This is a genomic window from Sphingorhabdus sp. Alg239-R122, assembly GCF_900537065.1.
In the GTDB taxonomy this organism is placed as follows: Bacteria; Pseudomonadota; Alphaproteobacteria; order Sphingomonadales; family Sphingomonadaceae; genus Alg239-R122.
Genome location: NZ_UNRC01000010.1, coordinates 23,969 through 44,220 on the forward strand (window position 1 = coordinate 23,969; position 20,252 = coordinate 44,220).

Genomic DNA, 20,252 nt, shown 5'->3' on the forward strand with positions numbered 1-20,252 from the left:
GGCGAATTGGCGGACCGGGGTTCAGGGTGTGGCTGCTTCGGCTTCCAGGGCGTCCAGCCGCAACAGATATTCGCGCGCCGTGTTGGCGGCCTGGCTGTCTTTCTTGATCGCCACGGCCTGTTGCCAGTTTTTGCGGGCGGCGGCATAATCGCCGCTGCTCACCGCAATATTGCCCGCTTCCAGCGCGATATCAGCATCCTGCGGCGCCAGCGTCGCGGCGACGGTAATATCGGCGAGTGCACGTTCCAGATTGCCCTGCCGACGCGCGAGTGTGGCCGACAGCAGCCAGCCGAGCGGGTCTTCAGGAACCAGTTCGTGCACCCTGGCAAATTCGGCGGCGGCATTATCTGCAAGACCCTGCGCAACGAGTGCGCGCGCCTTGTCGAGATGGATTTCACCCCGCTTCGCATCGCTCAGATCACTCCGTGCGAGCGCCGTGTCAAAAAAACTGATCGCGCGCAGGGCATTGCCACCCGCCAGTGCAGCATTCCCGGCCTGCGCCCATAAATTACCGGCGCGAGGGTCGTTTATGCCCGCCGCTTCGCGAGCTGCTTTTTCGAATTCCGCCGTAGCGAGATTCCAGTTCTGCTGCCTGCTATAGGCAAAGGCGATGCAGTGACGCGCATGGAAAGAGCCGCCTTCGCCCATCCATATATTGGCCTCTATGATAGCCGAGGAGGGGTCTTCGACGGCCTTGTCCATGCATAGATTGAATCTGTCTTCCAGCACCTGTTCAATACTGCCCGGCGCGGGCGGTGCTATGGGCTGTTCAGCGCGCGGCGGCGTCTGCTGACCGATGGGCTCCGGTGTATATACGCCGGGCGTAACGCTTTGCAGGGTAAATAGAAGAGCGGAAACAAGCATGGGCGGCCTTTGGTCAATTATGGAAATTACTGCCGGCAACTGGACCGGCGCTGCATACCCCTAATAACCCGTGCCTGCATATATAATGAACGCCAATATCGGTCTGTTGACACTGTTTTTTCAGCGGCTATTTCCACTATCGCCAGATCCGAAATCAAAACCAAAGCCCGATTCCACATCCGCGTCATTGGCGCACATTTCGCGCAGCGCGTCCCATTCGTCCTGTGTCAGCGCGGGGGTGTATTCCCTGTCTTTCACATGGCTTTTTTCGAACGCGGTCTTGCGGCTTTTGGACAGTGGGTGGCTGGATAAATAGCCCAGCAGTGTCTCTGCCTCGTTAAAACTCTCTGTATCAGAAGCGGCGCTACCGGTTTGACTGGACTTCTCCGTTTCGGGCTGGTCTGAATCGCCGGTTTGCGGGCTCTCCACGCTATCCATGCTTTCCATATTTGCGAGCCGTTCAAAAAACCCCGCTGTGGCGAGCGGGCTGATATCGGCGCGCTGCAATGCCTGGATTGCATGCCGGTCGGCCTCGCTTTCGGCGGAGCGGCTATACCCCATGGACAGCAGGCCATTGAGCGTGCCGCCAATATTGCCGTCAAATCCGCCCATCAGGACGCTGAGCCCCATTTGCCGGATCAGCGATTGCATGACATGGCGCTTGCGCACATGGCCCATTTCATGAGCCAGCACCCCGGCGACTTCATCTGCGGATTCGGCATTGTCCAGCAAGCCGTTGAACAGGATGATCTTGCCGCCAGGCAGCGCAACGGCATTGACCATGTCGATATTGGCGACTTCAATATCAAGATCGCTAACATCCTTATCCAGCCCGCTGGACAGTTTGGCCAAGGCCGCCTGGCCTGCTTCGGTGTTACAGAAACGTCCACCAAAATCACCGACCAGTGCATCGCCCAATTTCTTTTCGGCGCTTGTGGGGACAAGCGGCGCTAGCCATTGCGGCGCTGCAAGGATGATGGCCATGGCCCCCGCGCTGAGCAAACCAAACACCAGCGCCGCCCGGCCCAACCCGAGCCGGTCAACCCAGCTGCCATACCTGTTTTGCGAGGGCAAGACCGATTCCAGCGCTACCGGGATATCGCCTTCCAGGCCCATTCGCCAACCGTCAATTTCGTCATGCTTATAGACATGGGCATCACCCTGCTGGCCGGAATAGACAAGCCGGGAAAATGCAAACGGACCATGAAGATGGCCCGATTCCACCAGATGGAATTGCCCGCCTGCAGTGTCGATTACGACATGGCGGCGCACCGCGGAACGGCCATCATAAAACCATGTCGTGTACGGCTGCGCCACTATATTGCCCCGATATCAAAGGCATCAAGCAGGCCTTCACCATGTTTGGATGTTGAAGTGTCCGACTGGGTCAGTTCTTCCAGGTCAATCTCACCATAACATTGCATATAGGTGATGAAGAAGCGCCAGTGGCGATAGCGGATAAACGGTCCCACCAGCATGAAGGGGATCACAGCGAAGACAAGTATCGGCACGAGCAGCGCCAGATATAATTGACCCGGATCCTCGCCCGGCTGTGGCATTTCAAAACCGCCCAGCAGCGATGAAGTGCCGATAATGGTGATCGCTGGCAATGCAACCGCGAGCGCGGCAATCAGCCATATGCCGGCATCACCCAATAGCAGGATGAACCAGTCCTTTGTCTTGGCCGAAAAACCGAAATCCAGCTTGTGCAGCGAGAGTCCATCAATCGCCACACGGTAGAATTTGGCGTAAAAGGTCATCGCGATCAGGCCCAGGCCGAGATAGAAAAACAGCACCAGTAAAATGATCGATATTCCCGCCATGGCAGGTGAATCCACAGCGGCTGTCATAATGCCGATGATAACCGCGCCTGCAAAAAAGATAAATGGCGCCAGATAGAAAAGGAGGTAGCGTTTGAAAGTGTCGGCATAGTCGCCAATGGCACTGAACTGGTGCTGGCCAAAACTCATCCTGCCCCAGCGTTCATTCCACAGCGACATCATCGACCAGGGGATGAGCAGCCCGAGAATCATGTAACCGATAGCGGTTTTCCACATATAGGACCAGCCATAGCTGAAACCCTGGTCATCGCTGCCGCCGCGGATGCCGTGCCAGTAGGTGCGCGCCAGCCGGTAACGCAGCGCCCGATAGCGTGCCAGACCGCCCAGATAGAATATCAGCCCCAGCATGACGAAGGTCAGCGCTGCGGCTGCCCCTTCCTGGCCCTGTAGCAGTAAGGCCTGCTGCACAAACTGTATGATGAACAGCGGGATGATAAACAGCAGGATCACGAGCACGAAACCGATCAGCAGTTCCAGCCCGGTGCCGGTCCATTCGAGCCGGTCATCGATAAACCGCGTTTCGCTCCACAGATATTTACGCTCACGCGTGGTGGCCCAGAAACGGTAAATGCCCAGCGTTACGATGGTCAGCAATATGTTGGTCAGCGCTATCTTGCCAAAAGCGCCCCAGTTGCCGCTAAATTCAAAAGCGCTGTCTTCCGGACTTGGCGGCGTTGTCTTGTCAAAATGTTCCCGCATTGCATTCCCCTCTGCACGATCTGTCCCCGCTGTTCGCAGCAAAACGGGCAGAGTGTCAAGAGGTTGGCACTGTCGCTTGCGCCTTGGTTTGATGTCCTCTCGGACATGAAGCGGCACCGGCCCTCTCCCCCTCCCAACCTCCCGATAGTGTATTTCGTTAGTATATCGGGAGGTTGGGAGGGGGAGAGGGCCGGTGCCGTAACGCGAACGAGAGTGAGCCTATAAAGACTCCGTTATTCAGCTATTCTGCTCACATTATACAGGCGGGCAACCGTGCGGATCAGCATATCAATATCCTGATCCCGCGATAGCCTGTGGTCGCCATCTTTAATGAGCAGCGTCTGCACATCCGGTGCGCGCAGCGCGTGCGCTGTTTTCAGAGAAATCTCCCACGGCACATCGGCGTCATTCTGCCCATGCAGCAACCGCACCGGGCAATCGAGTGCGATTTCGCCGTCCAGCAACAGGTTTGCCTCACCCGATTCCCAAAAAATCCTGGTCGTCACATAGGGTTCGTCGCTATATTCGCTGGGTTCTTCGAGTGTGCCTTCGGTCTGAATTATCGCCTTGTGCGCATCATCAAAGCCCCAGCGGGTAAAATCGGGCGCGGCAGCAATACCGACAATCCCGGCAATTTTTTCGGGCCGAGCCAGCGCCACCAGCAGCATCAGCCACCCGCCCATGGAGGAACCGACCAGAATGACGGGGCCTTCGACCAGCGTGTCGATCATCAGCAATGCATCATCGCGCCAATCGGCCAGGCTTTGCATGCGAAAATCACCTTCGCTTATCCCGCATCCGCCATAATCGAAACGCAGCATGGCATGGCCGCTCTGCGCAGCCCATGCGTCCAGCGCGGTCGCCTTGCCGCCCTCCATGTCCGACATATAGCCGGGCAGGAAAACCAGCGTTGGGGCGGTTTTGTTTTCAGGCGCGGCCTTGCGGTGGATATAGGCCAGGCGGGTGCCGTCCGGGCGTGGGAGATGTGAAGTTTCGGTCATGATCGGACTATAGGCGGCGGCCAGAGCTATGAAAAGACAGGTTTTGCGTTCCGCAGAATATATCAAAACCGCGCACTTATTCTTTCCGAAACCGCTCAGCGTGAGCAGAAATTGTGCTTCCCTGGTACAAGGATAACGAACACCATCGTCATTTTTCCGTCAGGAAATCTTCCACGGCTTTTGCAAACGTCTCTGGCCGGTCGAGCATGATAAAATGGCGGCTATCATCAATGCGTTTGAGCGTCACGCTATCTGCGCCGGCAAACGCGGCCTTGTACACCGCATCCACCCGCGCGGCGGGCATGACGCTTTCATCCAGCGGATAAAGCATGGTCACGGGCACGGTGATGCCGGGCATGTCGCCCCGCATGTCAGTTGTCATCAGGTCATACATGAAATGGGCAACCGCTTTGGGGTCCGCATCCGCCGCCCATGCGGCGACCAAAGCGCGGCCTTCTTCGGTGATGGACATGGTTTGCAGCGTGCGCGCATCAGCGGTGTATTCTTCCCGCGCCGCAATCATGTCGCGCAGCATGGCCGCCTGCGGCTGCATTGTTTCCGTGGTGGCGCCTGCGCCGAATATCATGCCGAAAAAGGGCAGGCTGTCGACCACCATGGCCCGCTTCACAAGGCCGGGATATTTGGCTGCCAGCTGCATCGCGGTGAAGCCGCCGAGCGAATGGCCGATGACAAAGGGTTTTTCACCCTTGCCGCCGGGTATGATTTCATCGTCAATATAGTCGGCCAGTTCGCGGATAAATGCTTTCAGAACCGGACCCTCGACATTGAGGCCGGGGGTATCGCCGAACCCGCGTATTTGCACGATATGCACTTTATATTTTCCGGACAGTTGCTGGCGTGTTGCATCCCAGACTTCACGTGGAGACGCGAGGCCGGGGATAAGGATGACGTCGGTGCCTTCACCCTCAACCAGAACGGTAAAACGCTTGCCGTCAAGCACGGTTGCCGCGGGCTCCACTGCGCTAGGCTCGCCGACATCTGCGGCCATATCTGTGGATTGTGCATGCACGCAGGCGGGGGTGAGCAACAGGCTGGCAAACAAAGTGAACAAGGATGGGATCCTCATGGGCGATCTCCGGTATTTTTTGCGGGCTATGCGCCGCTTTCCTCATTTATAAAAACCTGTTCAATGGTCATGCCGAACAGGTCTGCAATCTTGAAGGCGAGCGGCAGGGAGGGGTCATATTTCCCTGTTTCAATCGCATTGACGCTCTGCCGCGATATCTCCAGCGCTTCGGCCAGGTCACCCTGTGTCCAGTCCCGTTCGGCGCGGAGGATTTTTAGCCGGTTTTTCATTAGCCTGGCCCCGCTGCACCCAGTGTCAGCTTGTTGACAAGCGCGCCAACGCCCAGGCCGCCAAACCATATGATCGCCCACCAATAGCTGTCGACGTGCGGGGCGAGGCCAAAGTTTTCGAGAAAGCCCCAGATGCTGGCCGCCGCCATGGCAATGCCCGTGGCGATGAGCGTCTGACGCACGAGCAGCATACGCAGGAACTCGTCTGTTTCCTCGATCAGCAGCATACCGATGGCCCAGAACATGCCGGCGACCGGCAGGCCTGCAAGCAAGGCAAGAATATATGCAGGCGCACCTGATACCATTTCATTGTCAATCAGATAGTCCGCGGAAAACAGGAAGATCAGGTACAGCACCATCAGGATGGCAATGCGTTTCAGATAGCGCTTGATCTGCGGGCTCATTTTCTCAGCCATGACAAGGTTCCTTTTATTAAAGTCAATGAACCTTTACTTTTCCAACCATATAAAGTCAAGTAGCATTGACAAAATATTTGGGAAGCTTGTCATTTCATGAAAGTCGAACCTGCTCCCCTATTTTTGAGGCGAGAATAATGCCGCTAAATGGCCGGAACCTTCATCAGGAAGTTTGTACACAAGGCCTTATAGCAGTGCGTTAACCGCCTGCATGAACGGCTGTATTGAAACGGGCTTTGAAACATAGCTTTCCGCCCCTGCTTCCCGGATGCGGTCTTCATCACCTTTGCCGGCATAAGCCGTGACGGCCATCACCGGGATCGCCTTCAGGGCCGTATCGGCTTTAAGCGCCTCGATCAGCTCCAGCCCGCCAATATGCGGCAGCTGAATATCCATGATGATAAGGTCGGGCGAGAAATCACGTGCGGTGTCAATTACCTTGCGGCCATCGGCCAGCGCATCCACCTCAAACTTGTGCGCGCGCAAAAGATCGCTGAACAATTTGCGGTTCAGATCGTTATCCTCGACAACCAGCACTTTTTTTGTCACGGGACGCATGTCCTTTTTTGAAAACTTCACGAATGATATTGCGGGTGATAGTGCGAAACACCAGATTAGGCCAGAGCGATTCATTCCAGGATGTGGCGGCGAGCATTTATAAGGCCTGTTCTATAGGATAATATGACCATATGAGTTTAAGTGAAGGCAGTTATGATCCCGAAACACTGGCGTTGATGGCGCTGGGGTGGGTGCTTGCCGATGGCCGCCGCGCCGAACGGCTGCTATCGCTCACCGGACTGACGCCCGATCAGCTTCGCAGCGGCGCAAAAAATGCGCATGTCCTGGCCGAAGTGTTGCGATTCCTGGAAAGTCATGAGCCGGACCTGATCGCCGCCGCAGAGCATTTGAACATAAGCCCGGAAGCGCTGGTTTCCGCCCGCAGGAGCCTGAATACATGAGCAAACCGTTATTCGTGACCGATTGTGATGAAGTGCTGTTGCACATGGTCACGCATTTTGCCGACTGGCTGCACGAAGCAGAGGATATCCATTTCGACCTGGAAAATGGAGGCTTTGAAGGCGCACTGACCCGCACGGAAAATGGTGAAAAAGTAAAACCGGAAGAAATCTGGCCATTGCTGGGGGGTTTTTTCGATACCGAGATGCCGCGTCAGACCGTTATTCCTGGTGCCCGTGAGGCGCTGGATGAAATTGCGAAAATTGCCAATGTCGTGATTCTCACCAACCTGACCGATGCCCGTAACCAGGACCGGCGTGAACAACTCAAGGCGCTTGGCATGGATTACCCGGTGGTGACCAACCAGGGGGAAAAGGGGCCCCCGCTCAAAAAGATACTTGATGAATATCGTCCGTCCGTGGCTGTGTTTGTCGATGATCTGCCGATGCATCACAAATCTGCTGCTAACTATGCGGGGGAATGCTGGCGGCTGCACATGATTGGCGAGGAAAAACTCGCGCCGCAGGTCGCCTGCGCGCACAAGGCACGGCACGCGCACAACCGGATCGACACATGGGCTGATGCGCTGCCATGGATATTGGAAAAACTGGAATCAGGCATGCCCGCCCCGCAGATAGAAGAAATGGAGAATAGCTGAATGAGTATTACAGTCGAACAACGTCTTGCCGATGCCGGCATTACTTTGCCAGAAGCAGCTGCACCGGTGGCATCCTATCAGCCGACAGTCGAGGCGGGCGGTATGCTCTATATTTCCGGCCAGCTTCCATTTGTGGACGGCGAACTCGTGACGGGCAAGCTTGGCGAGAATGTGTCGGAAGAAGCGGGGCATAAGGCAGCCGAAGCCTGTGCACTGATGTTGGCCGCACAGATGAAGCGCGCGCTGGGTTCGCTGGACCGGGTGGAGCGGGTTGTAAAGCTTGGCGCATTTGTGGCCAGCACCGCCGATTTTACCGGCCAACCCAAAGTTGCCAATGGCGCGTCCGACATGATGGAAACGATTTTTGGTGAGGTGGGCCGCCATGCGCGCTCTGCCGTGGGTGTGCCTGTCCTGCCTCTTGATGCCGCAGTTGAGGTAGACGCTGTGGTGCAGGTCAAATCCTGAGGCACCGTGCCTGATGGATGGCAAGCCGGGACAGCGGAGCGATATAGCAGCGCGGCTGGAGCGTTCGGTCACGGCAATAGGCGCGGATGAATGGAATGCACTTGTTCCCGCTGGCAACCCGTTTGTAAGCCATGAATTTCTGACCCTGCTCGAAGAGTCGGGCAGTGTCGGTGAAAACACGGGCTGGTCGCCAGCCCCCATAACAATACGTGACGGCAGTGATAAACTGGTCGCGGCGTTGCCCGCTTATCTTAAAAGCCATAGCCAGGGCGAATATGTGTTCGACCATAGCTGGGCGCATGCCTATGAAAATGCGGGTGGCCGCTATTATCCGAAACTGCAGATTGCGGCGCCCTTCACCCCGGCCAATGGCTCGCGGTTATTGACAGTGGAGCCAAAATGGGCGCCGCCGCTGCTGATTGCGGCGCAAAACCTGGTGGAGCAAAACGGGCTATCCTCTGCCCATGCAACATTCATTGCACCGGGGCAGCGCGGTATATTTGAAGATGCAGGCTGGCTGATGCGCAGCGACACGCAGTTCCATTGGCACGATGACTGTTATGGTGATTTTGATGGCTTTCTGATGTCGCTTTCATCGCGCAAACGTAAAGCAATCCGCAAAGAACGGCGCGCTGCGCAGCAAGGCGTGGATATTCTCCACCTGACTGGTGACGAGATTACCGAGATGCATTGGGATGCATTCTGGGAATTTTACCAGGACACAGGCGCGCGCAAATATGGCATGCCCTATCTAACCCGCGCGGCTTTTTCGTTGATGGGCGAAACTATGGCAGATCAGATTTTGATGGTGCTTGCCCTGCAGAATGGCACACCCATTGCCGGAGCGCTGAATTTCATCGGTGCAGATATTTTATATGGCCGTTACTGGGGGTGCACTGTGCACACACCCTTCCTGCATTTTGAGCTGTGCTATTATCAGGCGATTGATGCGGCATTGGCGCGGGGCCTCAAAACGGTGGAGGCTGGCGCGCAGGGCGGACATAAGCTGGCGCGCGGATATGTTCCGGAAACGACCTGGTCGGCGCATTATATAGCCGATCCCGGCTTTCGCTCGGCAGTTGCCGACTTCCTGGACCGTGAACGCGAAGCGGTGATGCAGGACCAGGAATTTCTGGCCGAGATGCTGCCGTTCAAAAAACAGCTTGCCGCAAAGTCGGATTAAGCGGCCAGTCTTGAAATCTGCTGGATCCAGTTGCGCGCCTGACGTTGTGCCTCGGCAATCTCACGGGCGGTCATTTCATCCGAAATTTCGGCGCGGCATGTCTGGCTTTCTTCATGACCACCGACGGCCGCCAAATTAAACCATTTATGTGCTTCGATCAGATCGACTTCAACGTCATGTGATCCGGTCGAATAGGCAACGCCCAGTTCATAATAGGCTTGCGGATCCCCCGATGCCGCGTCTGCCATTTTGCTTTCGATCAGAAACTGCGCACTCTTCATGCTATTGGCCATTATATTTGCCCCTCGTAAAAACCGCCGCCCCCTATTTGCGACAGGCCCAGATTGGGTAAAGCTGGTCAATAAATGGTTAATGGCGGGCAAGAAAAATATACGGTGTGTGTGAAAACACCGCAGAAATAAGATATTTCAATGGCCTAACGTAGTTAATATCCACAGGTCGGGGTGTTTGTGTTTCAGGTGGTGGTTGGCGTGACGGCCATATTATCAATCAACCGGGTTGATCCGATACGCGCGGCCGACAATAATCGGGCAGGCCGGTCAAGTGTCGCAAGTTCCTGTAAATTGCCAGCATCGCAGAGCGACACATAATCAACGCTCTTGAACCCCGCGGCCAGTATTTGCTGCTCAATCCCGTCTAGTGTAGCGGTAACATCCGCACCTTGTTCAAGCCGGGCTATGCCTTCACGCAGGGCTTTGGGGAAATGCGCGGCGGCGGCACGATTTTCGGCGCTGAGATAGGCATTGCGCGATGAAAGCGCGAGCCCGTCATGATCGCGTACAGTCGGGACGCCGACAATTTCCAGTGTAAAATCAAGGTCACGGACAAAGCGGCGGATTACGGCGAGCTGCTGGTAATCCTTTTCACCAAACAGAGCCATATCGGGCTCAACCTGATGAAACAGTTTCGACACCACCGTGGCGACGCCGTCAAAATGGCCCGGCCGGGTGCCGCCGCACAGCCCCATACTGACGCCGCTGACCGATATGGTGGTGCTGTAACCATGCGGATACATTTCTTCCGCATCCGGCGCCCATAATATTTTGACGCCCGCCTCACGCAGCAATCTGGCATCGGCCTCTTCCTGCCGCGGATAGGCATCAAGATCCTCGCCCTCCCCAAACTGTGTGGGATTGACGAAAATCGATGCGACCACATGGTCTGCGCGCTTCGCAGCTTCATGCACCAGCTGCATATGTCCTGCATGGAGTGCGCCCATGGTGGGGACAAGCGCCACAGTGCCGCCATCCGATTTTACATCTGCAATCGCCGTTTTCAACGCATTTAGCTGCCGTATAATTTGCACCGCAAGGCCCCCTTCGATATGGGAATATCTGAATATGAAAGCCTTATGGTCCGGCGGCGTGCCGACTGCAAGACCATAGCCAGTACCATGATTAAGGGGTAAGCCATTTCCATGCAGACCGAAGCGGAAAAGACGACACCGCATATCATCGTGTTCGCCAATGAGAAGGGCGGCACTGGCAAGTCGACCACTGCCGTGCATATTGCCGTGGCCTTGTCCTATCTGGGTCACAAGGTGGTTGCGATCGACCTTGACCCGCGGCAGCGCACATTTTACCGATATCTGGAAAACCGCGATGAAACCATGCGGCGCCGCAATGTCAGATTGCCTACGGCCAGCTATTCGGTTTTTGAAAATGGGAATATTTCCGACCTTGATGCCGTGATGGCCGAAAAGGGTGAAGGCGCGGATTTCATATTGTTTGATACACCGGGCCGCGATGATGAATTTGCGCGCCATGTTGCCGTGAAAGCGCATACGCTGGTGACGCCAATTAATGACAGCTTTGTTGATTTCGACCTGATCGGGCAGGTTGAACCTGAAACATTCAAGGTAAAGCGGCTTAGCTTCTATGCCGAACTGATCTGGGAAGCCCGCCGGACCCGCGCCAAGACGGGGCGTGAAATGGACTGGGTGGTGTTGCGCAACCGCACACAAAAACAGGACGCACGCAATCAGAAACGGCTGGATGGTGCGCTTACCGAACTGTCAAAGCGGGTAGGTTTCCGCGTGGTCCCGGGGCTGAGTGAACGCGTGATCTTTCGCGAACTTTTCCCGTCAGGGCTAACGCTGCTGGACAAGGGACATCTGGGCAATCTGGGTACTAGCCATGTGCTGGCGCGGCAGGAATTACGCGCAATGCTTTCTTCTTTTTATCTTCCCGGCGTTAAAAAACCGGCGACACTGCGCGGCGCAAAAGGCGCAAAAGAGCTGACGCTGTGAAATTCATCCTGCTTCTTATCGTAGCGATTTTCGGCTATCTTTATGCCACTGGCCGGCTGAAAAATATGATGAACCGGAATGACACGCCATCCATGTCGGAACGACAGGCGCGGACCTTGCTGGGCGTAGATAGAGCGAGTAACAATGACGCCATAATAGCGGCGCATAGGCAAATGATGGCAAAGCATCATCCTGATCGGGGCGGCAATGCGGAGATCGCACGGCAGTTGAATGAAGCACGGGATATATTATTGGCAAGGCAGCCGGAACAGGACTTGAAATGACGCATGACTTTCACCCCACCTCTCTGCGTGAATATGACATTCGCGGCATTATTGGCGAAACGCTGGATGTCGAGGATGCACGCGCAATAGGCCGCGGGTTCGGCACGTTGATATCGCGCGCCAGAGATGGAAAAGGCGGCAAGGTCGCGGTCGGCTATGATGGCCGGATCAGCTCGCCCATATTGCAGGATGCGCTGGTTGAGGGGTTGAATGCCAGTGGTGTCGACGCGGTATCGGTCGGCATGGGACCAACGCCGATGCTATATTACGCCGAGGCAGCCATGGATGATGTGGATGGCGGCATCATGATAACCGGCAGCCATAACCCCGCTAATTATAATGGCTTCAAAATGGTCTTTCAGGGACGCCCGTTTTTTGGCGCGGACATACTGGACCTTGGCAAGATGGCGCGCGAAGGCGATTGGGACGACGGTGTCGGCGGGTTTGAAACGGTCGATATTACTGACCAATATGTAAATAGGCTGTTGCAGGATTTTGACGGCGCGGCAATGCGGGTTGGCTGGGATTGTGGCAATGGTGCAGCGGGCCCTGTGGTTGAGCGGCTTGTGGCGCAGCTTCCTGGTGAGCATTTTACGTTGTTCACTGATATTGATGGCAATTTCCCCAATCATCACCCCGATCCAACCGAAGAAAAGAATCTGGCTGATCTGAAGAAACTTGTCGCGGACAAGTCGCTCGATTTCGGTGTGGCTTTTGACGGTGATGGCGACCGTATCGGTGCGGTGGATGGCGAAGGCCGTGTCATATGGGGTGACCAGCTATTGTCGATATTTGCCGAACCGGTGCTGAAGGAACTGCCTGGTTCCACGATTATCGCTGATGTAAAGGCATCGCAGGCGCTCTATGACCGTATTGCCGAATTGGGCGGTGAGCCGCTGATGTGGAAAACGGGACACAGCCTTATAAAGTCCAAGATGAAGGAAACAGGGTCGCCGCTTGCGGGGGAGATGAGCGGTCATGTGTTCTTCAAACATCAATATTACGGATTTGACGATGCGCTATATGCTGCCGTGCGCCTGATCCGTGCGGCCTCTATGCTGGGCAAGTCAGTGACGCAAATGCGCAGCGATATGCCGGATATGATCAACACACCGGAAATGCGGTTTCAGGTGGACGAAAGCCGCAAGTTCGCGGTGATAGACGAAGTGCTGGAACGGCTCGCCGCAGATGGTGCGAATGTCAACAATACGGACGGCGCACGCGTAAACACCGATGATGGCTGGTGGCTGCTGCGTGCGTCGAATACACAGGACGTACTGGTCGCGCGCGCTGAAGCGAAATCCGAATCTGGGCTGGAGCGCCTGATGGTACAGATTGATGATCAACTCGCGAAATCGGGCCTGACGCGCGGCGAGAATGTGGGGCATTAGTGTCTGAAACATCCAATATCCCTGAGGGTGTTCGAAAGGTTTTTGACAGTTATCCCGATAGTGTAAGTCACAGGCTGTACAAACTGCGCCGCTGGATTCTTGAGGTGGCCGATGCCGATGAGCGTATCGGCATTATTGAGGAAAGCCTGAAATGGGGACAGCCAAGTTATGCGCCTGCTGTCACAAAATCCGGCACAGCAGTGCGGATTGATACGCATTGCGCGGTAGAGGAAAGCTGCGCCTTATACGTGCATTGCGGCACGTCGCTTGTTGCAAGGTGGCGTGATATTTATGGGGGTCTTGCTTTTGACGGCAACCGTGCCGTTATTTTTGACCCGGCACAGCCGCTTCCAAAAGCGATAGTCCACCATTGCATCGCCATGGCGTTCACCTACCGCCTTCCTGCATAGTTAATCCGCTTATGTTCACCGTTTATGGAATAAGTCTTGCTGTATAGATGGCACACTGCGCATCATGCGTGCCGATAAGATAATGAGGGGAGGACAATATGTTTTGTAAAATAACGACGCGCGTCGCCATGGCTACATTGCCTGCTTTGCTGGTTGCCACGCAACCTGTGTTCGCTGGTGAAACACATCCTGAGCCTGTCCGCCTTGGTGAAGTGCCGAACCTGCCCGCGAGCGAATCGATCATGTACGATACGGCGCGCGACATGTTCTATGTGTCAGTCATGGGCGGCGATGATCCGGGCGATGGTTATATCGCCTCTATTACTACAGACGGAAAGACGGCTGACCGCAGCTTTATCACCGGGCTGGACGAGCCAAAGGGCAGCGCCGTGGCAGGCAATAGGCTTTATGTATCCGATGGCAAGGAGCTGGCGGAGGTCAACCTGGACGATAAATCCATTGTGCGCCACGCTGCGCCGGGTGCGGTGTTCCTGAACGATGTTGCGGCCGATGCCGAGGGCAATATCTATATTTCAGACACCGGCCAGTCGGCGATCTACAAGTTCGATACCGATAAAAATCTCACATTGTGGATGAAGACAAACCTTCTTAACCGGCCCAACGGCCTGCTGATTGAAGGTGAGACCATGTATGTCGCATCATGGGGTGAGCGGCAGGGTGAAGGTGATGACGCCACATCCAATGGACGCTTGCTCGAAGTGGATATGAAAAGCCATGCAATTGAGGCGATTACACCTGTACCGGTCGGCAATATTGATGGCGTGCAACGCTATGGCAAGGATGGCTTCCTGATCTCTGAATGGAATGGCGGGAAAATATATCATGTGTCAGGAAGCGGGAAGGCGCATGATATACTCACGCCCGGGCAAAGCGTGGGGGACATACTTTACCACCCGGGCCGTAAGCAGCTATTCCTGCCGATGAACCGGCAAGGCAAGCTGCTGGTCTATAGTCTGGGCAAGCCCAAATAGGGTCATTGTGATGCAGGAGCTAGCGTGCCTATATGTAGGCAATGGTTGTTCCTGCCCTTCCCGACACCATAAATAACTGGTTCGCTGCGCGCGGATGGGAGCCACGCCAGCATCAGATGGACATGTTGGCAGCAGCGCAGGCTGGCAGACATGCTTTGCTGGTTGCGCCGACAGGGGCGGGCAAGACGCTGGCGGGGTTTATGCCGACGCTGGCGGATATGGTTGATGCTCCGGGTATTGACACTCTGCACACGCTATACATCTCCCCGCTTAAGGCACTGGCACATGATGTGCAGCGCAATTTGCTAACTCCCATCACGGAAATGGGGTTGAATATCCAGGTTGAGACACGCAGCGGCGACACGCCCTCTGATCGCAAGAAACGCCAGCGTTCCCGACCGCCACACATATTGTTGACAACACCTGAATCGCTCAGCCTGCTGTTATCTTACCCGGACAGTTCCGAGATGTTCAGAAACCTCAAAACAGTGGTAATTGATGAAGTGCACGCTTTTGCCACTGGCAAACGGGGTGATTTGCTTGCGCTTTCGCTGGCGCGGTTACAGGCCTTGGCACCGGATATGCGCCGTGTCGCTCTATCAGCCACTGTTGCCGATGCGGATGCCTATCGTGCCTGGCTTGCGCCTTATGGTGAGATTGATGCCGTCACATTGGTTGAAGGCGCGCCGGGCGCAGAGCCGGATATTGACATATTATTGCCCGAGGGGCGTGTTCCCTGGGCCGGGCATAGCGGCCATTATGCGGTGCCGCAGGTGCTGGAGGAAATCGCACGAAACCGAATCACGCTAGTGTTTTGTAACACGCGTTTTCTTGCTGAATTTGTGTTTCAGAAACTGTGGGAGATAAATGAAGAACAGCTACCCATAGGCATTCACCATGGCAGCCTGTCAGTTGAAGCGCGGCGCAAGGTGGAAAATGCCATGGCTACGGGCAAACTGCGCGCGCTTGTGGCGACAGCCAGCCTTGATTTGGGCGTTGACTGGGGCGATGTCGATTGCGTGATACAGATGGGCGCGCCCAAGGGTTCATCGCGCCTGCTGCAACGCATTGGCCGTGCCAACCACCGGCTTGATGCCCCGTCAAAGGCGATATTGGTGCCCGGCAACCGGTTTGAGTATCTGGAGGCACAAGCGGCATTTGATGCCGTGCAGGAAGGCGTGCGCGATGGCGAGACATTTCGTGCTGGCGGGCTGGATGTGCTGGCGCAGCATGTTATGGCCTGCGCCTGTGCTGCGCCGTTTCATGAAGATGCGATGCTGTCAGAAATACAGTCGGCCCTGCCCTATAGCGGTATAGATAAAGCTGCGCTGGGCCGCGTACTCGCCTTTACACAAAACGGCGGTTATGCGCTGCGTGCCTATGATAAATTCAAACGTTTGGTGCGTGCGGAGGACGGGATATGGCGGCTCTCGCACCCCAAATTTGCTGCGCAGCACCGGTTTAATGCGGGCATAATTGTTGATGCACCGATGCTGAATGTGCGTTTCAAAAACGGGCGTAGTGTGGGCAAGGTGGAGGAAAATTTTGCCGTACAACTATCACCGGGTGATACATTTTATTTTTCCGGCATGGGGTTGGAGGTTGAGCGCATCAAGGCCCTTGACCTGATTGTCCGAGCTTCAAAAAAAGGCGCACAGATACCCAGTTATATGGGTGCGCGCCTGCCGCTCACGACACATTTGTCTTCACGTGTACGCGAATTTCTGACTGACCGTGCGAGCTGGGCACGTTTCCCCGATGATGTGCGTGAATGGTTGGAGATGCAGGATTTCCGCTCAGTCATGCCACAGCCGGATCAGCTTCTTGTCGAAACATTCCCGCATGACCGGCGCCATTATATGGTGTGTTATAGCTTTGAAGGATGGAATGCGCATCAATCGCTTGGCATGTTGCTTACGCGGCGTATGGAAAATGCGGGGCTGCAACCGCTAGGCTTTGTCGCCAATGACTATGCGCTGGCCTGCTACAGCCTGAAACCGGTCAGTGATCCCGGACCGCTATTTTCTTCCGATATATTGGGGGAGGAACTGGCCGAATGGATCCAGAACAGCTATCTCCTCAAACGTGCATTCCGTGAAGTTGCGGTCATCAGCGGCCTGGTCGAGCGGCATCATCCGGGCAAGCGCAAGACTGGGCGGCAGGTCACGTTCTCGACCGACCTGATTTATGATGTCCTGCAAAAATATGAACCTGACCATATCCTGCTTGAGGCTGCCTGGGCCGATGCGCGGGAGAAGTTGACCGATGTCGGGCGTCTGGGTGACCTGCTGGATAGAGCGCAGGGTACAATGCTGCATGTCGACATGGACAGGGTCAGCCCGCTTGCAGTGCCGGTGCTTGTGATGATTGGCCGTGAAGCTGTCCCGCAAGGTGCGGCAGATGATGCATTGCTCGAAGAAGCGGAGACTTTGGTCGAAGCGGCGATGCGTGGGGGTTGAAGAATGTGCAGGATAATTGCGATTCCTCGCAGTTGGTGGTAGTTTTTTAATGTTGTGAGGGGTGAACTGGAGAATTAAAATGTCCTGGCCGATTATTTTCGCACCATTAATGCTGGCGTTCAATATGAGCAGCGCGGCCCCCATACCTCAGGAAGTGGAAGCTGAGACCAAAAGCGAAAGCCAGGCTGCACCTGATATAATTGATATTGGAATCGATCGTCAAAAGCGGATGACCGTGCCGGTCAGTATTGATGGTAATGGCCCTTATAAATTCATGATAGATACCGGTTCAGAGCGTACGGTTGTAACGCGCGAGCTTGCGGATGATCTGCAGCTTGAATTCGCTGCGCGCGCAAGGCTTCTGAGTGTGGCGGGTGAAAAAGTCGTGGACACGGTATATGTGCCCGAGCTGGAACTGGGCCGCCAGAATTATGGCGAGGTTGTGGCCCCACTTCTTGAATCAAGAAATGTCGGCGCAGAAGGTATTTTGGGCCTGGATGGCCTCCAGGACCAGCGTATTTTGTTCAACTTTGCGGAGAGCAGGATCGAAGTAGAAGATAGGCGCAAGAAACGGCTCAACAGCGGCTATGAAATTGTGGTCTATGCAAAACGGCGCAATGGGCAGCTGATATTTACCGATGCCACCATATCGGGGGTAAGGGTAAGCGTGGTTATCGATACGGGTTCACAGGCCAATATCGGGAATCGTGCTTTGCAGGAAAAACTGCGTGGACGAAAGGCCAAGGGACTTGATCTTGAATCAAGTATTACCGCGGTTACGGGACAGGTCATTACTGCCGATGCCGGTATTGGCAGGGACTTCAGGATAGGCAAAGCCCAGTTTGATGCCATTTCTATCGCATTTGCCGACGCGCCGCCCTTCAAGGCACTGGGACTGGATGACAAACCGGCTTTATTCCTGGGCATGGCAAGTCTGAGGGGGTTTGACCGCATGGCAATCGATTTCAAGAAACGGCGTGTCTATTTCGACGTTGTCGATGCGCGGCGCTGACTGGCCGAACAAGTTCAAGCAGTGATTGCGGGAAATGTGACGGGTGCTGCGCCTGCATGCCATTGGCCATATTTATGCATAATGGTTTTGAAAGTATCTGAAGCCAAATGCCCTGCCAGCCATTTTTGCAGTGCTTCCAAGGGTAAGGCGTCAAACCAGCTCCGGTCGTGATTGGCGAGTTGGCGGATAAAGGGGAAGCTGGCATAGTCAGAAATTGTGGGTTGTGACCCCAGCAGCTGTCCATGTTCAGACAGGCGCATATTTAATCTTTGCAATATTCCCAATGCCTCTGCGCGGTGGAATTCAGGGTCGGCATTTTCATAACGTGTATGATACTTATAGCGGTCAAGATGGTGTTTGAATGGACCGTCAATCTGTTCGATTATTGTGCATGCAGCCTGCCTGTGGCGTAGCCAGCCCTGTGGGTCATGACGCTCCAGCGCCCAGCGCATGATGTCGATGCTTTCCCCAAGCACAGTCCCGTCCTGTAATTGTAGTACGGGCACTGTGCCCTTGGGTGAAATGTCCAGCATGGCCTGTGGCTTGTCACGCAACAGCACTTCGCGCAGTTCCACCCGGGTGCCGCTGGCCAACAGGCCCATACGGGCACGCATTGCATAGGGGCAGCGGCGAAAGCTGTATAATATCGGCAGCGTATCCGGCGCGGTTTCGCTCATCCGGCATCCTGCTTGCGGCCGATATGCGCCGCGCCGCGCCGAGCGGCCAGTTCCATCTGCCGCTGGCGTTCTTCATACCGTTTTTTCTGTTCGTCATCGCGGGCATCATGACAATGCGGGCAGCTCACGCCTTCCATATATTCGGGTGCTTCCAGCTCGTCGGGAGAAAGTGGCCTGCGGCAGGCATGGCACTGCACATAATCGCTCGGTTCGAGACCGTGGCCCACGGCGACCCGCTGGTCGAAGACAAAACAATCGCCATCGAACAGGCTTTCCTGTTCTGGCACGTTTTCGAGATATTTGAGGATGCCGCCCTGCAGGTGGAACACATCATCGAAACCCTGTGCTTTTACATAGGCCGTCGCCTTTTCACAGCGGATACCGCCGGTACAGAACATCGCGATCTTAGGTGTTTTCCCGCTGGTGCGCAGTTTTTCCGCCTCGGCGTCAAACCAGGCTGGAAACTCACGGAATGTCTTTGTGCTTGGGTCGATTGCGCCCCGAAAAGTGCCGACCCCGACTTCATAGTCATTGCGAGTGTCGATAATCACCGTATCGGGATCACTGATCAGGTCGTTCCATTTTTCGGGCGGGACATATTCGCCTGTGCCATCCACAGCGTCTATGCCATCCACGCCCATCGTGACAATTTCACGCTTAAGGCGGACTTTCATGCGGTAGAACGGCATATCTTCCGCGCCTGAATACTTGACCTCGATATTGGTGCAGCCTGGAAGCCGGCGAATATAGGCAATGGTGGTACCAATATCGCCCGGGCTACCGGCAATGGTCCCATTTATACCTTCCTGTGACAGCAGCAATGTGCCTTTGAGCCCATGCGCCTCGCATGTTTCAAGCAAAGGGCCGCGCACCGCGACTGGATCATCAAAATGCGTGAAGTGGTACAGTGCCGCCACGCGGACAGGCATATCGGAATCGGGAAAATCAGTCATGATGCGCGCTATAATTGTTTGCGCACATCATGACTAGAGGGTTAGTTACGCGCCGATAGTGTTAGTTCAAGTCGCCTTACCTCACGCAAGACCCGGTTTGCCTGCATTGTGGGCATGAGGGATAATTTAAACATTGAGCTAAGTATGAGCAGTACGGCAGATGGCAGTCCCCAGCGTAATTGATTTACGGTGTCGCTGGCCCCGAAAAACTGTATTGCCATCCACGCGCCAGCTAGAAACATGATCGATTGTACGATCATAATAGCCCATGCAACCCAACCAGTATTGCCGCGAAAAAGGCCAAAGGCTTGCGTGAAATAGCCGGGCTCGTCACGAATCTCATCGAGTAGTGCCTGATCCTCGGCAGACAGTGTTTCTGCCAGCATATCGTCCAGCTTGTTCAT

The 20,252-nt window shown here is 55.2% G+C and carries 24 protein-coding genes; 11 read left to right on the forward strand and 13 right to left on the reverse strand.

Translation table 11 applies throughout. The features are described 5' to 3' along the window. Positions 1 to 21 precede the first annotated feature (21 nt). The 8 genes from G6Q15_RS10090 to G6Q15_RS10125 all read right to left on the reverse strand — a co-directional run bounded on the left by G6Q15_RS10090 (position 22) and on the right by G6Q15_RS10125 (position 6,687). A complete protein-coding gene (locus tag G6Q15_RS10090; protein WP_164118361.1) occupies positions 22 to 864 on the reverse strand; it encodes a tetratricopeptide repeat protein in 843 nt (280 codons plus the stop codon). 120 nt (positions 865 to 984) lie between these two features. Further along, entirely contained in the window at positions 985 to 2,181 is a 1,197-nt protein-coding gene (locus tag G6Q15_RS10095; RefSeq protein WP_164118363.1) for a M48 family metallopeptidase, read from the reverse strand. Then, positions 2,181 to 3,404: a YjgN family protein gene (locus tag G6Q15_RS10100; protein WP_164118365.1), complete on the reverse strand. Its 1,224-nt coding sequence runs from the start codon at positions 3,402 to 3,404 to the stop codon at positions 2,181 to 2,183. Before G6Q15_RS10100 ends, G6Q15_RS10095 begins: the two co-directional genes overlap by 1 nt. A 233-nt stretch (positions 3,405 to 3,637) precedes the next feature. Beyond that, positions 3,638 to 4,405, reverse strand: a complete 768-nt coding sequence (locus G6Q15_RS10105) for an alpha/beta hydrolase (RefSeq protein WP_164118367.1) — start codon at positions 4,403 to 4,405, stop codon at positions 3,638 to 3,640. 148 nt (positions 4,406 to 4,553) lie between these two features. Continuing rightward, positions 4,554 to 5,492, reverse strand: coding sequence for an alpha/beta hydrolase (locus tag G6Q15_RS10110; protein ID WP_164118369.1), 939 nt, complete (start codon positions 5,490 to 5,492; stop codon positions 4,554 to 4,556). Between the two features lie 26 nt (positions 5,493 to 5,518). Continuing rightward, positions 5,519 to 5,722 (reverse strand): helix-turn-helix transcriptional regulator, encoded by a 204-nt coding sequence (locus tag G6Q15_RS10115; protein ID WP_164118371.1) that lies wholly within the window; start codon positions 5,720 to 5,722, stop codon positions 5,519 to 5,521. After that, on the reverse strand, positions 5,722 to 6,138 hold the full coding sequence (locus tag G6Q15_RS10120; RefSeq protein WP_240330844.1) for a hypothetical protein: 417 nt from the start codon (positions 6,136 to 6,138) through the stop codon (positions 5,722 to 5,724). Before G6Q15_RS10120 ends, G6Q15_RS10115 begins: the two co-directional genes overlap by 1 nt. A 186-nt stretch (positions 6,139 to 6,324) precedes the next feature. Beyond that, positions 6,325 to 6,687 (reverse strand): response regulator, encoded by a 363-nt coding sequence (locus G6Q15_RS10125; RefSeq protein WP_164118373.1) that lies wholly within the window; start codon positions 6,685 to 6,687, stop codon positions 6,325 to 6,327. Between the two features lie 140 nt (positions 6,688 to 6,827). Here G6Q15_RS10125 and G6Q15_RS10130 point away from each other — a divergent pair, with 140 nt between their 5' ends. Genes G6Q15_RS10130 through G6Q15_RS10145 form a run of 4 tightly spaced genes read left to right on the forward strand, consistent with a single transcriptional unit; the run spans position 6,828 to position 9,401 of the window. Next, positions 6,828 to 7,097, forward strand: a complete 270-nt coding sequence (locus tag G6Q15_RS10130) for a DUF3572 domain-containing protein (protein ID WP_164118375.1) — start codon at positions 6,828 to 6,830, stop codon at positions 7,095 to 7,097. Continuing rightward, positions 7,094 to 7,753, forward strand: a complete 660-nt coding sequence (locus G6Q15_RS10135; protein ID WP_164118377.1) for an HAD family hydrolase — start codon at positions 7,094 to 7,096, stop codon at positions 7,751 to 7,753. Before G6Q15_RS10130 ends, G6Q15_RS10135 begins: the two co-directional genes overlap by 4 nt. Continuing rightward, positions 7,754 to 8,218, forward strand: a complete 465-nt coding sequence (locus G6Q15_RS10140; RefSeq protein ID WP_164118379.1) for a RidA family protein — start codon at positions 7,754 to 7,756, stop codon at positions 8,216 to 8,218. A 13-nt stretch (positions 8,219 to 8,231) separates the two neighbouring features. Next, entirely contained in the window at positions 8,232 to 9,401 is a 1,170-nt protein-coding gene (locus tag G6Q15_RS10145; protein ID WP_164118381.1) for a GNAT family N-acetyltransferase, read from the forward strand. Here G6Q15_RS10145 and G6Q15_RS10150 read toward each other — a convergent pair. Further along, positions 9,398 to 9,694 (reverse strand): SEL1-like repeat protein, encoded by a 297-nt coding sequence (locus G6Q15_RS10150; protein WP_164118382.1) that lies wholly within the window; start codon positions 9,692 to 9,694, stop codon positions 9,398 to 9,400. The two genes, G6Q15_RS10145 and G6Q15_RS10150, sit on opposite strands and share 4 nt — an antisense overlap. Positions 9,695 to 9,876: 182 nt before the next feature. After that, on the reverse strand, positions 9,877 to 10,728 hold the full coding sequence (panC, locus tag G6Q15_RS10155; protein ID WP_164118385.1) for a pantoate--beta-alanine ligase: 852 nt from the start codon (positions 10,726 to 10,728) through the stop codon (positions 9,877 to 9,879). 111 nt (positions 10,729 to 10,839) lie between these two features. Here panC and G6Q15_RS10160 point away from each other — a divergent pair, with 111 nt between their 5' ends. From G6Q15_RS10160 to G6Q15_RS10190, 7 genes are all read left to right on the forward strand, one after another. Further along, the gene (locus G6Q15_RS10160) at positions 10,840 to 11,670 is read left to right on the forward strand and encodes a division plane positioning ATPase MipZ (RefSeq protein WP_164118386.1); all 831 of its coding nucleotides are present in this window, start codon (positions 10,840 to 10,842) and stop codon (positions 11,668 to 11,670) included. Next, a complete protein-coding gene (locus tag G6Q15_RS10165; RefSeq protein WP_164118388.1) occupies positions 11,667 to 11,954 on the forward strand; it encodes a J domain-containing protein in 288 nt (95 codons plus the stop codon). The genes G6Q15_RS10160 and G6Q15_RS10165 overlap by 4 nt, the downstream gene beginning before the upstream one ends. Continuing rightward, a complete protein-coding gene (locus tag G6Q15_RS10170) occupies positions 11,951 to 13,345 on the forward strand; it encodes a phosphomannomutase/phosphoglucomutase (RefSeq protein WP_164118390.1) in 1,395 nt (464 codons plus the stop codon). The genes G6Q15_RS10165 and G6Q15_RS10170 overlap by 4 nt, the downstream gene beginning before the upstream one ends. Further along, positions 13,345 to 13,755, forward strand: coding sequence for a DUF1801 domain-containing protein (locus tag G6Q15_RS10175; protein WP_164118393.1), 411 nt, complete (start codon positions 13,345 to 13,347; stop codon positions 13,753 to 13,755). Before G6Q15_RS10170 ends, G6Q15_RS10175 begins: the two co-directional genes overlap by 1 nt. A 98-nt stretch (positions 13,756 to 13,853) precedes the next feature. Beyond that, positions 13,854 to 14,747, forward strand: a complete 894-nt coding sequence (locus G6Q15_RS10180; RefSeq protein WP_164118396.1) for an SMP-30/gluconolactonase/LRE family protein — start codon at positions 13,854 to 13,856, stop codon at positions 14,745 to 14,747. Positions 14,748 to 14,788: 41 nt separating this feature from the next. Beyond that, positions 14,789 to 17,206, forward strand: a complete 2,418-nt coding sequence (locus G6Q15_RS10185; protein WP_164118398.1) for a ligase-associated DNA damage response DEXH box helicase — start codon at positions 14,789 to 14,791, stop codon at positions 17,204 to 17,206. A 79-nt stretch (positions 17,207 to 17,285) separates the two neighbouring features. Continuing rightward, positions 17,286 to 18,218 (forward strand): retroviral-like aspartic protease family protein, encoded by a 933-nt coding sequence (locus G6Q15_RS10190; RefSeq protein ID WP_164118400.1) that lies wholly within the window; start codon positions 17,286 to 17,288, stop codon positions 18,216 to 18,218. A gap of 14 nt (positions 18,219 to 18,232) precedes the next feature. Here the strand turns inward: G6Q15_RS10190 and G6Q15_RS10195 are convergent, their stop codons facing one another. Genes G6Q15_RS10195 through G6Q15_RS10205 form a run of 3 tightly spaced genes read right to left on the reverse strand, consistent with a single transcriptional unit; the run spans position 18,233 to position 20,252 of the window. After that, a complete protein-coding gene (locus tag G6Q15_RS10195) occupies positions 18,233 to 18,895 on the reverse strand; it encodes a glutathione S-transferase (protein ID WP_164118402.1) in 663 nt (220 codons plus the stop codon). Next, entirely contained in the window at positions 18,892 to 19,848 is a 957-nt protein-coding gene (locus G6Q15_RS10200; RefSeq protein ID WP_164118404.1) for a rhodanese-related sulfurtransferase, read from the reverse strand. The genes G6Q15_RS10195 and G6Q15_RS10200 overlap by 4 nt, the downstream gene beginning before the upstream one ends. Before the next feature lie 41 nt (positions 19,849 to 19,889). Then, positions 19,890 to 20,252 (reverse strand): DUF6768 family protein, encoded by a 363-nt coding sequence (locus G6Q15_RS10205; protein WP_164118406.1) that lies wholly within the window; start codon positions 20,250 to 20,252, stop codon positions 19,890 to 19,892.